16 protein-coding genes and 1 riboswitch are annotated in these 17,130 nt (G+C 33.9%); of the genes, 10 read left to right on the top strand and 6 right to left on the bottom strand.

Annotation, left to right across the window (positions count from 1 at the left end; genetic code table 11):
• Positions 1-7 precede the first annotated feature (7 nt).
• The 10 genes from pgsW (at position 8) to DFR78_RS02885 (ending at position 11,038) form a co-directional block, all read left to right on the top strand.
• Entirely contained in the window at positions 8-1,111 is a 1,104-nt protein-coding gene (gene pgsW, locus DFR78_RS02925) for a poly-gamma-glutamate system protein (RefSeq protein WP_114457352.1), read from the top strand.
• Positions 1,111-2,319: a DUF6305 family protein gene (locus DFR78_RS02920; RefSeq protein WP_114457351.1), complete on the top strand. Its 1,209-nt coding sequence runs from the start codon at positions 1,111-1,113 to the stop codon at positions 2,317-2,319. Before pgsW ends, DFR78_RS02920 begins: the two co-directional genes overlap by 1 nt.
• Positions 2,310-3,668, top strand: a complete 1,359-nt coding sequence (locus tag DFR78_RS02915) for a HAMP domain-containing sensor histidine kinase (RefSeq protein ID WP_114457350.1) — start codon at positions 2,310-2,312, stop codon at positions 3,666-3,668. The genes DFR78_RS02920 and DFR78_RS02915 overlap by 10 nt, the downstream gene beginning before the upstream one ends.
• Before the next feature lies 1 nt (position 3,669).
• Positions 3,670-4,290 (top strand): response regulator transcription factor, encoded by a 621-nt coding sequence (locus DFR78_RS02910; protein ID WP_114457349.1) that lies wholly within the window; start codon positions 3,670-3,672, stop codon positions 4,288-4,290.
• Between the two features lie 227 nt (positions 4,291-4,517).
• Positions 4,518-5,081 (top strand): DUF6305 family protein, encoded by a 564-nt coding sequence (locus DFR78_RS02905; protein ID WP_114457348.1) that lies wholly within the window; start codon positions 4,518-4,520, stop codon positions 5,079-5,081.
• 33 nt (positions 5,082-5,114) lie between these two features.
• Complete coding sequence (locus DFR78_RS02900; RefSeq protein WP_114457347.1) at positions 5,115-6,404, top strand: C4-dicarboxylate ABC transporter; 1,290 nt, start codon at positions 5,115-5,117, stop codon at positions 6,402-6,404.
• 19 nt (positions 6,405-6,423) lie between these two features.
• Positions 6,424-6,588: a hypothetical protein gene (locus tag DFR78_RS11980; RefSeq protein WP_199505540.1), complete on the top strand. Its 165-nt coding sequence runs from the start codon at positions 6,424-6,426 to the stop codon at positions 6,586-6,588.
• An 11-nt stretch (positions 6,589-6,599) separates the two neighbouring features.
• Positions 6,600-7,772, top strand: a complete 1,173-nt coding sequence (locus tag DFR78_RS02895) for a succinylglutamate desuccinylase (protein ID WP_114457346.1) — start codon at positions 6,600-6,602, stop codon at positions 7,770-7,772.
• Between the two features lie 25 nt (positions 7,773-7,797).
• Positions 7,798-9,387: a dipeptidase gene (locus DFR78_RS02890; protein ID WP_114457345.1), complete on the top strand. Its 1,590-nt coding sequence runs from the start codon at positions 7,798-7,800 to the stop codon at positions 9,385-9,387.
• A gap of 13 nt (positions 9,388-9,400) precedes the next feature.
• On the top strand, positions 9,401-11,038 hold the full coding sequence (locus DFR78_RS02885; RefSeq protein ID WP_114457344.1) for a dipeptidase: 1,638 nt from the start codon (positions 9,401-9,403) through the stop codon (positions 11,036-11,038).
• A 279-nt stretch (positions 11,039-11,317) separates the two neighbouring features.
• On the opposite strand, the gene DFR78_RS02880 is transcribed toward DFR78_RS02885, so the two are convergent.
• The 6 genes from DFR78_RS02880 to DFR78_RS02855 all read right to left on the bottom strand — a co-directional run bounded on the left by DFR78_RS02880 (position 11,318) and on the right by DFR78_RS02855 (position 16,920).
• The gene (locus DFR78_RS02880) at positions 11,318-11,869 is read right to left on the bottom strand and encodes a folate family ECF transporter S component (protein ID WP_114457343.1); all 552 of its coding nucleotides are present in this window, start codon (positions 11,867-11,869) and stop codon (positions 11,318-11,320) included.
• 66 nt (positions 11,870-11,935) lie between these two features.
• Positions 11,936-12,040: riboswitch (THF riboswitch) on the bottom strand.
• A 231-nt stretch (positions 12,041-12,271) separates the two neighbouring features.
• Entirely contained in the window at positions 12,272-12,853 is a 582-nt protein-coding gene (locus tag DFR78_RS02875; RefSeq protein WP_114457342.1) for a hypothetical protein, read from the bottom strand.
• Between the two features lie 6 nt (positions 12,854-12,859).
• Positions 12,860-13,597 (bottom strand): hypothetical protein, encoded by a 738-nt coding sequence (locus DFR78_RS02870; RefSeq protein ID WP_114457341.1) that lies wholly within the window; start codon positions 13,595-13,597, stop codon positions 12,860-12,862.
• 128 nt (positions 13,598-13,725) lie between these two features.
• Positions 13,726-14,238 (bottom strand): ECF transporter S component, encoded by a 513-nt coding sequence (locus DFR78_RS02865; protein WP_369834900.1) that lies wholly within the window; start codon positions 14,236-14,238, stop codon positions 13,726-13,728.
• 171 nt (positions 14,239-14,409) lie between these two features.
• Complete coding sequence (locus tag DFR78_RS02860; protein ID WP_114457339.1) at positions 14,410-16,308, bottom strand: SEC-C metal-binding domain-containing protein; 1,899 nt, start codon at positions 16,306-16,308, stop codon at positions 14,410-14,412.
• Between the two features lie 294 nt (positions 16,309-16,602).
• Positions 16,603-16,920, bottom strand: coding sequence for a cupin domain-containing protein (locus tag DFR78_RS02855; RefSeq protein WP_114457338.1), 318 nt, complete (start codon positions 16,918-16,920; stop codon positions 16,603-16,605).
• Positions 16,921-17,130 lie beyond the last annotated feature (210 nt).

Here is a 17,130-nt window from a genome sequence, read left to right as displayed (position 1 = left end):
CTAAAATATGTTCACAAACTGGATAAAAGGTAAAATAAATATAAAAACAATAGTTATATCTTCTTTAATTGCTGTTTCTGCACTATTAATATTATCCTTCAGCAATTATAGAACTGAACATCCATCATTTGATAAGCAGATCAAAGCCGCCCAAAAAATGAAAAAAGCCGAAAATATTCTTTATGAAGAGAAAACTGCTTTGGGATATCAAATTGATAGTTCTCTAGATCCCAATAGAACAGCACTGATTGGAAAAGAATATACTAAAATTACAACTACATTAGGTGATTTAAAAGCTAAAAGAACAGCTGCAAATCCAGATTTTGCTGCCCTTATTGTAAAATATTTTTATCAATTAGATTTAAAAAAAGGAGATAAAATTGCAGTTGGTGCCAGCGGTTCTTTTCCCGGACTTATTTTGGCCGTTCTTTCAGCAGCAGAAATAATGGAGCTGGATGTATCCCTCATCTATTCTATTGGTGCTTCAATGTATGGAGCAAATATTCCAGACTTTACTTTTATTGACATGCTCAAATACCTCAGACAGCACAATATTATAAGTACAGAAATAACTGCCTTATCTTTTGGTGGTGATAATGATCGAGCAGATAACTTATTTTTTATAGATGATAAAAAAACATTTTTTGATATTGCTGATCGAAGTAATATCCCTTTAATTTATGAGGATACTCTGTCAGAAAGTATTCACAAAAGAATTGATATTTTTTCTGATTTTTCCAAAAATGATAAGATTAAATGTTTTATTAATATTGGAGGAGCTTCTGCAAATTTTGGCAGCACATCTTCATCGGTTAAATTTAATAATGGATTAACTATTCCAGGACATCTGAATACAGAATATGCAGAAAATGGTCTTATCTCTTACTATTTATCTAAAAATATTCCTGTTATACATCTGCTCAATATTGAAAATCTGGCGCATAAAAGCGGAATACAGGTAGACCCTGTTCCTCTACCAAAACCTGGTAAATCAGATGTATATTATATTGTTAAATATAATAAAACACTAATTAAATTTTTTCTTCTACTGATTGCTTTACCTCTAATTTTTTCAATAATATCTGGAAAGCTAAAAAAGGAGGTTAAATAATGAACCACAAGTTTTTTATATCTTTTTTACTCTGTATTATATTATTATTTGCTTTTAAGCCATTCTTACAGGCAGAAGATTTAAAAATTCATCCAGCCCAGCCGGTGGTAATAACCTGTCCGGGTCAAAATCCCGATGGTATCATGATAAAAGTTGTGCTCGAAAATCAAAATGTTAATTTCAAATACCGTCCTCTGCTTCAGGCTGAAGATATGGAGGGATATTCTACACTAATAATTGCAGTGGGACACAGCTGTAAGGGTGTTGGAGCTGCCGGAATAGATTATGAATATGAACTTCTAAGAACAAAAAACCTGATTAAAAAAGCAGAAAAAACCGGCACATTTATTCTTCTTACTCATCTTGGTGGAACAGGCCGCCGAGAAAATAGATCAGATAAACTTTTAGATGTTGTCACTCCACATGCTGATTATATGATTATCTCTAAAGACAGCAATTTTGATAATTATTTTTCTAAAGCATCAAAAAAATATAATATCCCACTTGAAATAACAGAAAATCTATCTCAAATAAAACCCATCCTGGCCAATCTTTTTCAGAGTCAGTCTCAGACTGTAGAATATTATATCAATGGAAATCAAACAGAAACTACTGTAGTTATAAACGCTGGAACTCACGGCAATGAAACTGTTCCACGGCTGGCTGCAGTAAAAATGCTGGAACCCTTCGTTGATGGGGGAAGAATAATAATTATTCCAAGGGCAAATCCTAAAGCTATATCTGCCGGAGTAAGAAACTACCCAAAAGGAGAATTATTAAACCGATCTTTTCCTGGAAATCCCAATGGCACATATGCAGAAAAAAGAGCTTCAGAAATATATAATCTAATTAAAGGGTTTTCTCCTGACCTGCTGATAGATTTACATGAATCACAGGAATTTAATTTTATAAATAAAAACTATTTAGGACAGTCACTGATAGCATATGCCGATGAAAATTCTATCTGGCAGGGAGCGGAAGCTGTTGAATCTATTAATTCTGATATAAAGGAAAAAATAGAAAAGTTTGTTTTAATTAGCCCTCCTATTGAAGGAAGTTTAACCTGGGCTGTTGGACAAAATTTAAAAATTCCTTCTTTTACACTAGAAACCTGTGTAAAACTTCCAGAAAAAAAGCGCTTTGAATATCAGCTTAATTTAATAACCACTTTACTAAAAATCAATGGAGTTGAGCTGAAATGGCCATAAGCCTCAGTCTAAAAAAATTGGATAAAAGCAAATTTTTTACATCAATAATTATAATTATTTTAGCTCTCATACTGCCATCATTTACAAAAGAACTTCAATATAATTTAATTAAACAGCTATATAAAAGTATTTCTGCCCAGGACAGCGGACTTCTGCTGCTTGTTTCTGCAAAATTGGTTATGCTCAACACACTCAGACATCTTCCTATATATTTAGGAGCTTTTATTCTTGCAGAAAGTCTTGAAAACTATGGTCCATTTAGGAATTTCACTTTTCTTATTACCCTTATAATAATTCCTGTAATATATCAGCTTATTAGCTGGATTTACGATATAGCATTTGTTTTTGCAGGGCCATCTTATTTAACTATTATAATTATATTCATACTACACTACATAACAAAGAAGATACATCATATTTTTATCAAAACAATAATTATTTCCCTATTTCTTTTCAGTATTGACTGGCTGGACATTATACCCTTTTTGTCTAATTATGGATTTGGCAGAGGCGAAATTATTATATCTATTAGAGAAGTAACAGAATTTATCGATGCAGAATATATTATAAACTTTTTTGGTTTTACTTTTTCAATAATAATTATGATCAATGCATTAATATTAACCAGAGTTGTAGTTGATTATTATAATAATTTATATCTTATTGAAGAAAGTAGAAAAAAAGAAGAAAAAATAAGGGAACTGGAGCTGGAAGCTGTAAAATCCAGATATTTTAGTGAGATAAAACATTTGGTTCACGATTTAAAAACACCCCTGGTAACCATACAGGGTCTAAGTGGTGTAATTGATATGAAAATAAAAGATCAAAAAATACACGAATATACAGAAAAAATAAACAGCTCAGCAGAAAAAATGTCTCAAATGATATCTGAAATTCTTTATGAAGATAAAAAAAGAAAAATTTCTATAGAAGAGCTGTTTGATTTTCTCAAAATTCAGCTTGCACTGGAAGAAATTAGTGATCATGTATCTTTTAATTATGATAAAAATATAGATATTGAAGCAAATAAAGTCAGACTGTCGCGTGCTTTAATAAATTTGATAGATAACTCTCTTAAAGCTATTGATCCCGAAAATGGAAAAATTGATATAAATGCCAGAAAACAAAATAACAAAATACATATTTCTATTAGAGATAATGGAAAAGGTATACCTGAAGATAAAATAGATAACATCTGGAAAATTGGTTATACAACCGGTATGGAAAATACAGGTCTGGGGCTGCATTTTGTTAAAAAAGTTATAGAAAGTCATGGTGGAACAATCAATATTGACAGCAAATTTCACCAGGGAACTGAAGCAGAGATAATATTACCGGAGGTGCATTAATGTGAAAAAAATACTGGCAGTTGATGACGAAAAAGATATTCTTTTTACATTAGAAGCTGTTGCTGAAGCAGCAGGATTTAATATTACCACAACCTTACTTGGAACTGAAGCTTTAAAATACGCAAAAAATGAAGAATTTGATTTATTAATGATTGATTACCATATGCCTGATATAAATGGTTTAAAATTAGTTAAAGAAATAAGAAAAATTAATAACTCAATACCTATACTTGTTTTAACTGTCGATGAATCTCTTGATCTTGCTGAAAAATTTCTGAATGCAGGTGCGGATGATTTTGCAAACAAGCCGATAAGAACTGCTGATCTAATTTCCAGAATCAATCTTCATTTAAATTATAATGACAGCAAATATCATTTTCCTTATAATATAAACAGCCTTGATATTCCTAAAGGAATGAGCCTAAAAACTTTAAAGATTATATATAATTATCTAAATAAAATTCAAAGTCCCAAAACCATCCAGGAAATCTCTAATGAAACAAATTTAGCATACCAGACTGTCCACCGCTACTTAAACTTTCTTAATGAAAAAAACATCGCCATAGTAAAACTTGATTATGGTAAAGTTGGCAGACCAATCCATAAATACAAACTGAAGTAACAGCAATAATTTTTATTAAAAATTATATATAGGTTCTCCCACAAAAAGGTTTTTTCTCATGATTTTGTAAAACCAAACCATCAATTCTGAACTAACAACAGGTTCACAGTTGATGGTTTTTTAATTTTTTGAATTTTTTGAGAGAAATAAGAGAAAAAATAGGATAAATAAAATAATAGTTGAAATCTATATATGTGAATAAAATAATTTAAAAAGGAGGAAAGATAATGTTTAAAAAGATTTTACTTTTAACAGTAGTTACAATATTTACTCTGAGTTTTATTACTTCTGCTGCCCTGCCTGTATTTGAGCAGCCAGCTGTAGTTACAACCTGTGGACAAAGTCCAGGTGCACTGATGGTAAAAATGATCTGCCAGCAGGCTGGAGTTGAATGTGAGCAGAAAGATCTGCTTACAGCAGCTGATCTTGAGGGAAGCAATTATAAAACTCTGATTGTCACAATGGGTACCAGTGGTAAAGGTATGGGTGCTGCCGGTACAAATATGAATCAGGAAGCAGAAAGAATTAATGCTTTAATAAAAACTGCTAAAGAAAACGGCCTGAAGGTTTTGGGTGCTCATATTGAGGGTATGTCAAGGCGTGTTGACGAAAATGATGCAAAATCAATAGAAATTGTTATGCCGCAAAGTGATGCTCTAATTATAAAAGAATCAAGTAATGAAGATGGATTTTTTACAGAAAAGAGCGAAGAATTAGATATTCCTGCCATATATTTTGATAAGAATATGGAAATGGGAGAAGCAGTCAAAGAACTGTTCGATGTTCAATAAAAGTTTAACTGTTACTGAAATGAGGTGTATTTAATGTTTTTACATGCTGGAATTGTACTCATCATAATAGCAGTAACTTTTGCTGTCGGAACATATTTCAAATTAGGAATTGAGCTGGCAATGCTTCTGTCAGCTCTGGCTGCTGCTATTTATCATACCGGTGGTGTTCCGGTAAGGCATCTTGTAGAAGGTGCATTTACATATTACGATGTATCACTGATATTTATTACAGCAACTCTTTTTATCAATCTGGTTAAAGAGTCCGGTGGTATTGCATTCATGGTAAGAAAAATAATAATTCGATTTCATGAACACCGCTATTTAACTCTTTTATTTCTAACATTTGTACTTATGATACCGGGAGCTCTTACAGGTGCCGGAGCTGCCACAGTATTAACTGTAGGTACACTTGTAGGTACAGTACTGATATATATGGGAATATCTGAAACAAGAACTGCAGCAATAATCTTTCTCTGTGCTTCTATGAGTGCTGCTGCCCCTCCTATTAATCTCTGGGCCATGATGGCTGCTGCTGGAGCAAATATGCCCTATGTAGGATTTATGCAGCCCCTGCTGGTAATAACAGTTATCGGAGCCTTATTTACAATGTTTTTTTTAGGAGCAAAAGGAGAAAATCCAGAGCTTGATAAAATTTTGAAAGAACTTCCAGTACCTCCAGAAAAAATGAACTGGACTAGGGTAGGCACACCTTTCCTTATACTTATAGTCTTAATTGTTGCGGGAAGATTATTTCCATTTAAAATGCCGATTTTAGGTCTGCCGCTTATGTTTTTAATCTCAGCATTAGCAATGTTTATTCTCAGTCCTAAAAAACTTAATATTCTAAATATTGCCGGAAAAACAATTAGATCACTTATTCCTCTTGTTGGAATTATGATTGTTGTTGGAATTTTAATTCAAATTATGGCCTTAAGTGGTGCCAGAGGTTTGATCTCACTGGCTGTGGTAACCCTTCCTGTCTGGTTTTTATTTGCTTCACTCTTTATAATTCTGCCTGTCTCAGAAGGTCTGCTGCAGTATGCTGTAGCTCCACTGCTTGGAGTTCCTCTAATATTTCTCTTTAATATGAAAGGATTTAATCCAGTTATAATACTTTCAGCCATGGCAGTTATGTGGCCTATAGGAGATATATTGCCACCTACAGCAGTTGTAGGACGCGCAACTGTAATAGAACTTGATTACAGCGGCAGATATTATAAAGATTTTCTCAAAACCTGTTTAATACCAATGGCATTTATTTTAGCTTTATGTACCATTTTTCTCGTTTTCAGCAATCAGCTGTCATTTTTAGTTGGAGGATAATAAATCAGGAGGTTATCATATGGGTATTATAAATTCAATTATAGAGTTCAGTTACTATTTAATTAGTGCTTTTATTGCCTTTATACTCCTGAGAGAAATTGTTAAGACCAAAGATGCTCAGGAAGCTGTACTCTATTCAGTAATAATAATCCCCTTTATTCTTAGAATATTGAGGATTAAATGAGGTGAATTAAGATGTCTAGTAAAAAATTAATTATTATTAAACTATTAACTGCTGTTCTGATAATTACTGCTCTGGTTATATCTGCTCGATCTTTTCTTGCTCACAGAAATTACAAAGAAACAGTAGTTGCAGGTCCATCTGTAACTGAAGTTAAAACTTTGGGTGATTATTTTGAACCTATTAAAAATACTGTCGCAGATTGTAACATCTATATATTAGACAGCGGAAAACCAGGTGCTATCTTCTTTGTGATTGGGGGAACTCATCCCGAAGAACCAGCTGCTAATCTCAGTGCCGAAATTCTCGCTGAGAATGCTACATTAGAAAAAGGAAAACTGATTGTTGCCATTAGAGCCAACAGAAGTGCTTCGACAGTAACTAGGCCTGGTGATGCCTACCCACAGTTTTATACTATAAAAACTGACTGGGGAGAAAAAAAATATCGAATGGGTGACAGATGGACAAATCCTTTAGATTCCTGGCCTGATCCAGAAGTATATGTTCACTATCCCAGTAAACAGATGTTAGCTTATATGGATATTAGAAATTTCAATAGAACCTGGCCCGGCAAAAAAGACGGCTCTTTTACAGAACAGGTAAATTACGCTTTTATGCAGATTATCAAACAGGAAAAAGTGGATTTATTTATTGACTTTCATGAGGCAGAATTGGAATATCCGGTAATAAGTACTATCGTTGCTCACGAATCGGGCCGAAATATAGCAGCAATGGCTTCTATGATGCTGACAGATATGGAATTTGAAAAACCAATCAGTATGGAATTTTCCCCTAAATCCTTACATGGACTCTCTCATCGAGAGGTAGGAGATTATTCAGATGCCATCTCACTTCTTTTTGAAACTCCGGAACCATTTTTAGACCGAGTTAGAGGAATAACAGATGAACATTTACTTTTAGAAGGAAAAGATCCTTTTGTTCAGCGAGCTGGAGAATTTGGTCTGCTGTATGAAACTATTGATGAAGATGGCTGGCCAATTGAAGTCCGAGTTGGAAGACACTGTTCTACTGCACTAATGGTTGCTCAGATCTGGAACCAAATGAACCCCGGAAAGGAGATAAAAATTAAAAATGTACCTAAATATGCAGAAATTATAAAAAATGGGGTTGGCCATTACTTTAAAAATCCGGCTAATATGGATTCAGATCGTATTTATTATGAATAAACAATTTGAAAGGGGAGATCTCTGAATGAAAAGAAAAATTACTACTTCTACAGTTCTGTTGTTAATTATCACTTTAGTTCTTAGTGGATCTACTTTTGCCTGTACTGATATTGTTGTTGGCAAGAATGCTTCAACCGATGGTTCGGTAATAACTTCTCACACAGTTGATGGACGATATGACTCGCGCATACAAATTATTCCTGCTCAGGACCATAAAGCCGGAACTATGGCACCTGTCTATGAAAATATTGTTTATGCTGACCACAAAGATCTAGTAAAACTTGGTGAAATACCAGAAGTAGAACATACATACAAATACTTCCATGGCGCTTATCCTTATGCAAATGAACATCAGCTAATAATAGGGGAAACAACTATCGTTGGAGCACCTGAAACTGCCAATAGTGATGAGGCAATTATGACAATAGAACAGCTGGAAGTATTTGCCCTGCAGAGATGTAAGACTGCCCGTGAAGCTGTAAAACTTATGGGAAAACTTGCTGAAGAATATGGATTCAGGGAATCATGTTACCGTGGTGAATGTCTGACAGTTACTGATCCAAATGAAGCATGGGTTTTTGAGGTTTTTGGTGTAGGACCAATGTGGACAAAAGATAGCGGCAAACCTGGTGCTGTATGGGCAGCTAAAAAAGTACCAGATGGTCATATAACTGTTGTCCCAAATATAAGTAGAATTGGTGAAATACCAGAAAACCATGCAGACATGGAAGATATTTTAGTTTCTGATAACTATAAAGAAACTGCTGTAGAACTGGGCATATATGATGAAACAGAAAGTAAATTTTTCTGGAACAAAGTCTATGGTGATATGGATAATCACCCATGGGAACCTGGGTGCAGCAACAGATTGTGGCGTGTTTATAATGAATTAGCACCTTCTGGAAACTGGAAATTCGAAAATGCTCATAACTATCCTTTCTCAGTTAAGCCAGATAAAAAAGTTTCTATACATGATGTTATCGCACTCTTCAGAGATACAAATAAAAATACCAAACATGATGTTACAGAACAGGATGGCTGGTTCTATGAGAATAGTAAAGGAGAAAAAGTTAAAAGCAATCTGGCAACCCCTCAGGTAGCAGGTGACATGATAGAATTACTTGATTTAAATAATTATCGACCTATTGCGCGCTACTACTGCTCCTACTTCTTTGTTTCTCAGGCAAGAAGCTGGCTGCCAGATGAAATTGGTGGTGTAGTCTGGTTTGGACTTGATAATCCAGAAAATAGTCCATTTATTCCAATGTATGTAGGAATTGAAGATGTTCCAACTTCCTGGAAAACTCTTAACAGAGATAAATTTGACAGAGATTCAGCCTGGTGGGCTTTTGCTCAGGTTGATGATTTTGTTAACTTAAGGTATGGAGAGTTAAGAGAAAAAGTTGACTCTGTCCTCAATCCAATGCAGAATCATATCTTTGAACTTCAGGATCAGATTGAAGAAAAAGCAATGATCCTAAATATTACCGAAGATCAAGATGCTGTAAAAGAACTTTTAACAAATCATACTAATTCCCTAATGCACTGGACAGAAAATCGCTACTGGAAACTGGCAGATGAGCTTTACTACGAAATTAATAATAATAATAATTAAGGGGGCAAATTAAATGTTTAATAAAAAATTACTTTCAGTTACACTTTCGGTATTACTTATAGTCTTTTTAGGTGTTTCAGCTGTTAATGCCTGTACTTCAATTATGGTCGGTAAGGATGCTTCTACTGATGGATCAGTTATGACAACACACACCTGTGATGGAAACTATGATGCACGTATTCAAATTATTGAAGGCCAAAAATTTGAAGATGGAGCTATGACAACAGTGTACAAAACACGCTGTCATGATGGAATCCCTGGTTATAATGTAACAGAATTAGGTAAAATTCCTCAGGTAGAAGAAACATATACTTACTTCCACATTGCTTATCCATTTATGAATGAACATGGAGTTATGATTGGTGAAGCTACTTTCAGTGGTAGAAGTGAACTCGGCAATACAGATGCAATTTTAATGATTGAAGAATTAGAAAGACTTGCTCTGCAGAGAGCTAAAACTGCCAGAGAAGCAGTACAAGTTATGGGTAAGCTGGCAGAAAAGTATGGTTATGGTGATGGAGGAGAATCACTTACTGTAATCGATGGTAAAGAAGCATGGATGTTCGAAATTGTAGGTCCTGGACCACTCTGGTCTCCCGGCAGCGGCAAACCTGGTGCTGTATGGGCTGCTAAAAGAGTTCCAGACGGACATATTAGTGTTGTAGCTAACAGAAGTAGAATCGATACTCTTGACCTTGATGATCCTGATAAAGCAATGGCATCTGATAATGTAAAATCATTTGCAGAAGAAATGGGCTGGTGGGATCCTTCTGAAGAGTTCCTGTTCTGTGAAGCATATAATCCAAATCCATATGGAGCAGAATATTATCAGAAGCGCCGCGAGTGGAGAGTCCTTTCTAAACTTGCTCCATCCCAAAACTTTGATCCTAAAGCAGACCGCTATCCTTTCTCTGTAAAACCTGACAAGAAGGTTTCAGCACAGGACTTAATGGCACTTAAGCGCGACCATTATGAAGGTACAAGATTTGATCTTACAGAAGGCCTCGCAGCTGGCCCATTTGGCACACCTAACAGATATGCCACACCTTCTTTTGTAAAACCTGAAGGCAAAAAGGATATGGACTGGGAAAGAGCTATCTCAATGTTCCGCTGTGCCTATAGTTTTGTTGGACAGGCCAGAGGATGGATGCCATCTCCAGTAAGATCAGTACTCTGGTTCGGCGAAGATGCTCCTCATTCTACCTGTTATGTGCCTGTATATAGTGGTACTAAAGAACTGCCTGAATCATTTACTTCTGGCAGAAGAGACAAATTTGATAGATCTTCAGCCTGGTGGGCATTTGATTTTGTATCCAACTGGGCAGATCTTAAATACTCATATATGATTGAAAATATTAAAGCAATGCAGGAAAAATATGAAGGTAAATTCTTTAAAATGCAGCCTGCAATTGACAAAGCTGCTGTAGAAATTTATAATATTCATGGTAAAGAAACCACTGAAGATTTTCTAACAGAATACAGCTACAATAATGCTAAAAAAGTTGTAGATGCATGGTGGGAATTCGCTGATGAGATGATTTATAAATATAATGATGGTTATATAAATCATCCAGATAAAATAGAATCTGTTGGATATCCTACAGAATGGCTGGAAGAAGTAGGTTTTGGAGAAGGAACTGCAGCAGAGTAATTTCTAAAAAATTAAATATATGATTGTATGAGGTGGGTTTTTTACTCACCTCTTTATTTTACTCAAAAGATAGCATATAGTAATAGTGGGAGTTTCAAATAAAATATTTAAAATTGATATATAGTTTTTCAACAAAAATAAAATCCGACCACCTGTTTTCAGAATCTTAAAAGCTGAAATAGGTAAGTCGGATTTTTATTATTTTAAATAATATTCTCAAACAAATATTCCTGCTCAGTTAAAAATAATTTGTTTAAATACTTAATTACTAAATTTATTTTAACACGAATTTCCTGCGGCTATATCTCTGATCTTTCTGACCTTAATTATATTATAATTAAATAGAACTTTAACAAAGTAAGCGTAAAGAGGAATATTTATCAGCTGACTTAATACCCGCGGCGGCATTATCACTTTAAATGGTACTGCAAAAAGCATATTGATAAAATATGGAACTAAAAACAGTGATGTTATTATCTGTCCAACCGCTATAGAAATAAGCAGTATTGGTAATGTTCTACACCTCTTTAATACATAAAAAACCATTACTCCCGGTATAAAACCGGTTAAAAATGATGTAAGTGTAAAATGAGGCATATATGCTCCCATAGGATTAATAAAATATCCCAAAAAATCTGCTAATGCTCCTACTATTCCTCCAGCAAGAGGACCTAAAGCAACACCTGCAAAAATAATTGGTAGTGATCCAAAACCAATCCTTACTCCTTCAACACCAGCAATCGGTATCCTAATACTCAATATTCGGGTTAATATGATACTCAATGCTGTCAAAAAAGATAAATAAGCAATTCTTTTTGTTGTAATTTTCATTTTTACACACACCTCCCCCTCTTTGGGTCATGATAGGACTGCACCAAAGAAAGAGGATACTTTGATGACAGCGGACGCGACAAAGAGAACGCAGTTTTTAACTTACTAAAACTTTCGTTTCAGAGCAACGTCCCATCTCTGAACACATTTACGCCTCTTGCCTACTCTATCACTAAAAATATTTATATTTAAAATTATACAGTTATTCCTTTCAATCCTCTGTTAAATTCAAAACAATTATGCAAGTTTTTGTAATCTGCATATAATTTTTCTATTTTGAAATTGACGCTCCTCGGGGCAAGCCCACGAGGATTCCTTATTCATAGAACCTAGCCTTATAACAGCTTTTAATATATAAAATAACCTAAACCCTAGATCATCAGGGTTTAGGAATTATTACTTTTATCTGTTTTTCACTTCAGATTTCAGATCTTCAATAATTTCATCAAAACGCTGTGTGAACATCTTCTGAAAATTAGCTATCTGCTGTGCAAATTGATTTTTAGTTTTACTATCCATACCTGGCTCTTCTTTCATGACTGTTCTTCCATCTGCAGTCTGAACAGCTTTCATCTGGCCCTGACTATTTTCCATATGATCTTTAATCTGTTTTTCTATCTGTTTTTTCTGCTGTTCATACTGCTGCTGCAGATTTGCTGCCTGTGTAAATGTCTGCTCTAAAAATGAAGTTTTTTCTCCTGAGATTAAATTCTCCACTGCAATTATACCTTTTTTTCTTCTTTCAATCTGTTCAGGTGTATTGCGAAGTCCAATTGATTCGATTAACATCAGCTGGGCTTCGATTAATTCTTCTTTATTTTTAGTCTTTAGTTTTTCCCAAAGATCATCCGCATCAATATCTCCTCTAAAAAATTCAGCTAAAATAGGTTTTATTTCCTCTCTTACTTCAAGAGAATTAACCCCTTCCGCAGAATCAGACATTTTTTCTGCTCTTTCTAAAGCAATTTCATATGCACTTTTCACTGCCTATCACTCCTCCTTAAATAGAGCAAAAAATCTATCCTGATAAGATTTAAAAACACCCCATCTGTCAAGTTCCTGTTTTAATCTAGAAGGATCTTCATCTCCTTTTTTAACTTTCTGAAACATTTTTTCAATTTCTTCACTTGCAGCAATAGGTAGTCCTTCCAGATTGCGGGTTACTACCGAATAGCCTTTTTCATCTGTGCTTAAATAGCCTTTTTCTTCATAATACGGCATCTGAGATTTATAGGCACTTTTGATCATCAAACCCTGAATAAATTTCATCAGGGACACATCCCACAATTCATCAACTCCCTGTATAATTACATAAATACTGTCTTCACCACTATTCATATTTTCTTCTATCGCTCTACTGCAGTTTTCAATATTTTTGGAAACTGTAAAAGTTCTTATTGATTCTTTTCGGTAATTCATCTTATACATAAGAGCGGCAAGATCAGGATTATTTCTAGAAATCATCTGCATTGCTTTTTTAGCTTCACTACTAAATCCATCCATATTTATCATATAATCCGGAGTCAATAATTTTGGCTTTTCCCATGTTATCTTGCCTTCACGCACTTTTGTTTCTGGGCCCTCTTCTGGAAACTCTTCCAAATAATATGGTTCAGCAAGTACAAAGTAGTGGAGTGTCGTTTTCTTAGATGTGGAAATTAAATCTTCTGGTTCAGCAAGAATTTCTGTATTATCCAGAACATATTTAATTCTTTCTCTATCCCTCATAATATTTACTCCTCCTCTCTGGCTTAACCGGAGAGATTAATTCACCTCTCTAATTACAGTATATTATATATTAAACTAGTAAATCAAGTCAAAAACAAAATCCAACTGGACTTCTTTTCTAAAATATTCTATTTGTTTTGATAATTCATTAATATTCTTCCGAGAATACCAACAAATACAGCAGCCACAATCGCTTCTGGTATTCCATGCACAACTGCCACTGTGACTGCAGCTGAAAATGGAATATAACCCTGAAATACAGCAAGTCCTAAAACTCCTACTGTATTTACTGCAGTTCCAACAACCCCAGCAATAATTAAAGCCAAATTCTGGTTGAATCTAAAAAAGCTTCTGTAGCTGTAATATGCAGCTACACCAATTAAAAGTCTTGGTAAAACAGCGATAATCGGATCAGCAAAAATAGGATTTGTAGCCCTAATAAAACTAAAAATACCAAAAATTAATCCGATCATTATCCCAACAACTGGTCCTTCCAGAATACCTCCTAAAATAACAGGAAGGTGCAGAATAGTTACATGTCCTGCCGGTGTAGGAACTGGAATCAGCCCCAGCCCTGTACCACCCAATATAATAGAAATAGCCCCCAACATACCAGCAATAACTATTTTTCTCGTTTCAATTCTTATTTTATTTTCCTCCCATCCCGGTCCTCTGATCCAGGTGGACCATATTGATATTTACAGCTTATACTGGTGCGGCCTCATTTAAAGTTACCACCCATTACTGTATGTAAAATTATTATAATATTTTTTTAAAACTAAAACAAGTTTTTTTAGCAAAAGATGTCACCACTACATTTTTCCTGTCATCTGCTTCAAAAAGTTTATTATTTTCTGGTCTGCTTCAATATTTTTTAAATGTTTTAAAAGTTCTTCTGAAGAAAAATATCTCAAAAAACGGGCAAGATAATTACCTAACTGCTGGTTTTTTATTTCTGCAGAAATCTGTTTATAAAATAATGAAGCCCCCATCTCGTAATAAGAAAGTTTAAAAGCAGCAACAAGACGATAAAAATTAAGATAATCATCATTAAGATATTCACCATAAGGTATATCAGTTAATATACTACCCGGATCTCCAAAACGCAGAACAGCTTCATAATATGCTATTGTATCAAAGTAACTCTTCACTTCTGCTTCTTTAAGATTATTAATTAATCTCTCTTCTTCCTCTTCTTCAAGTTTATCCTGATACTTGAGCAGCCGCAATCTTGCATAATTTTTTGCGGGAGTATCCATTTTATCTTTCTCTAGTTTTGAGATAATATTTTTGATTTCTGTTATAGTTTTATTTTCAGCCTTACCAAGAGAAATTTCTTCTCTTTCCAGTACAGACAGTTTTAAAAAAAGCAGACTGCTATAAATATCTTTTGTATTTAGAGAATCAACTCCTTCAATTTTTTGACTTTTAAGCAGTTTTATTAAGAATTTCTCCTGATATTCACCTTTGCCCCCGTCTTCCAAAAGCATCAAAACAGCTACAAGAAAACTTTCGTTTTCCCCTATATAATTATTAAATTTCCTCAAAAATTCAAACAGTGCATTAGAATTTTCATAATCTATCAGATATTTAAGGTAATCTGATGCTATCTGCCACAAATGAAAATGTCCGCTTTCTTGATCAGCAGCCAGTTCAAATGCTTTCCTAATATTATTTCCGGCATCATTAATTTTACCCTGCTTATAATTATAGAGGTAGAGCATTCTATAAAAATTGGGGTTTTCTTTATTTGCATTTTCAATTTCATTTATATATTTTTCAAATTCAACATATAATTCTGCCGCCAGCATACGGGCCAGTATATCAATTACAATTGGAGAATCATCTGGAATAATATTTTTCAGTTTTAAAAGTATATCTCCTGCTTTTTTCTTATCTTTCTCAAGCCTGAGATTATCTATTTTTCCGAAACCGGAAAATACAGCCACTGCTTTGTTGAGTGCTTCTTTCTTAGTGAGATTAGCATTTTCTTTTAAATTAAATTTATCTTCCAAAAAATCATTTAAAAAAGAAACAACCCTCATATTATTTAAGCTCTGCAGCTTTTCATAATGTTTTTCCCAGAGAGAAAGAGCGCTTAAAATATCATCCAGATCCATTAGGGTTTCTAATCTGAAAATTAACAGCTGAATATTTTCTGGTTCAAGTTTCACAGCCCGGTCAATTATTTCCGAAACTCTTATATAATCATCTTTATATTTATATACTTCTGCATATGATATTAAAAGAGAAACAGACTCACCTTTTTTCTCAAGTAAATGTCTGACAATATCTTCTGCTTTATCAATCTTATCCTCATCCAAAAGTATACTTACAAATGGTGGAATAAAAGCTTCATCAAGATCAGTTTTCATAAGCTGCCAGCCGTGTTTTAAATATTTAGCTGCATCTCTGTAAATACCTTTCTGCAAATTATAAACTATTAACGGCAGTAAAAAAGCAGGCTCTTCTGGATAATCCTTAACTGCATTCTGCAGAAGAACAATCATATCTTTTTCATCGTCTGTCTCTTTTACTGCCTGATAATATTCATCTTTGGAAAGCTCTGGAGTATTATTTAAACAGCATTTTTTATATTTTTTTCCACTTCCACAGGGGCAGCTCTCATTGCGCCCAATATCATAATTTTTAACAGTATTATCTTCTCTTCTATTTTTTATCATATTTTTGACTGATGTCAGTGTATTCATATTTTTCCTGCCTTTCTTTTTAATATTAAATTACACTGACAATTATAACTTATATACTTCAATATTTCAATTTACTGTCTGCACCTTTTGTTTTAAGTCTTCAAATAAACTGTATATTACAGGTACAGCAATCACAGCTGTCAAAATCACCATAATTATTATATTGGTTAATTTATTTATTTTCATAGATCAACATCCCCTTCAAAATGAATGAACATTCATTCCTGGCGAATATAAAAACCAGCTGTCTAAAATACAGCTGGACTTATATCTTATTTCAAATTCTAAAATATATTAAAGAGATGGAGTTTTTACATTTAGTACTTCAAATTTATCTCCCTGATCTGCCTTTAATTCCATTTTTGTATTTGGAGGACATGTAATTATAGTTCCAGCTTCCACAACACTTGATTCATCACCAATTCTTAAAGTTCCTTTACCATCTACCACATAGAAAAACACATCTACCGGTACCTGATGAGTGGGAACAATATCACCTTCAGAAAGAATTAGATTCATAACCTGTGCATTATCATGTTTTAAAACTGCTTTAGCAATTACACCTCTTTTATTTTTATTTCCTTCTAATTCACTTAATTTGATAATTTCCATATTTACCATCCCTTTCATTGCTAATAATTTGTATATGATCTTTCCTATCCTTAGTATATTACTATAGTTTATTAGCTTCTATGATATATTTGACCCTCCTCGGGGCAAGCCCACGAGGATTCCTGCTTCTTAGAAGTGGTAACCCACCATCTCCACAGGCTTAAAATCCTGTTAGCCCAACAGTATATCCTCTAACTTGCCTTTTGTATT

The sequence above is a fragment of the Halanaerobium sp. MA284_MarDTE_T2 genome (assembly GCF_003337245.1).
Classification (GTDB): Bacteria; Bacillota; Halanaerobiia; order Halanaerobiales; family Halanaerobiaceae; genus QPJE01.
This window is presented reverse-complemented; position numbering and strand designations above follow the sequence as displayed.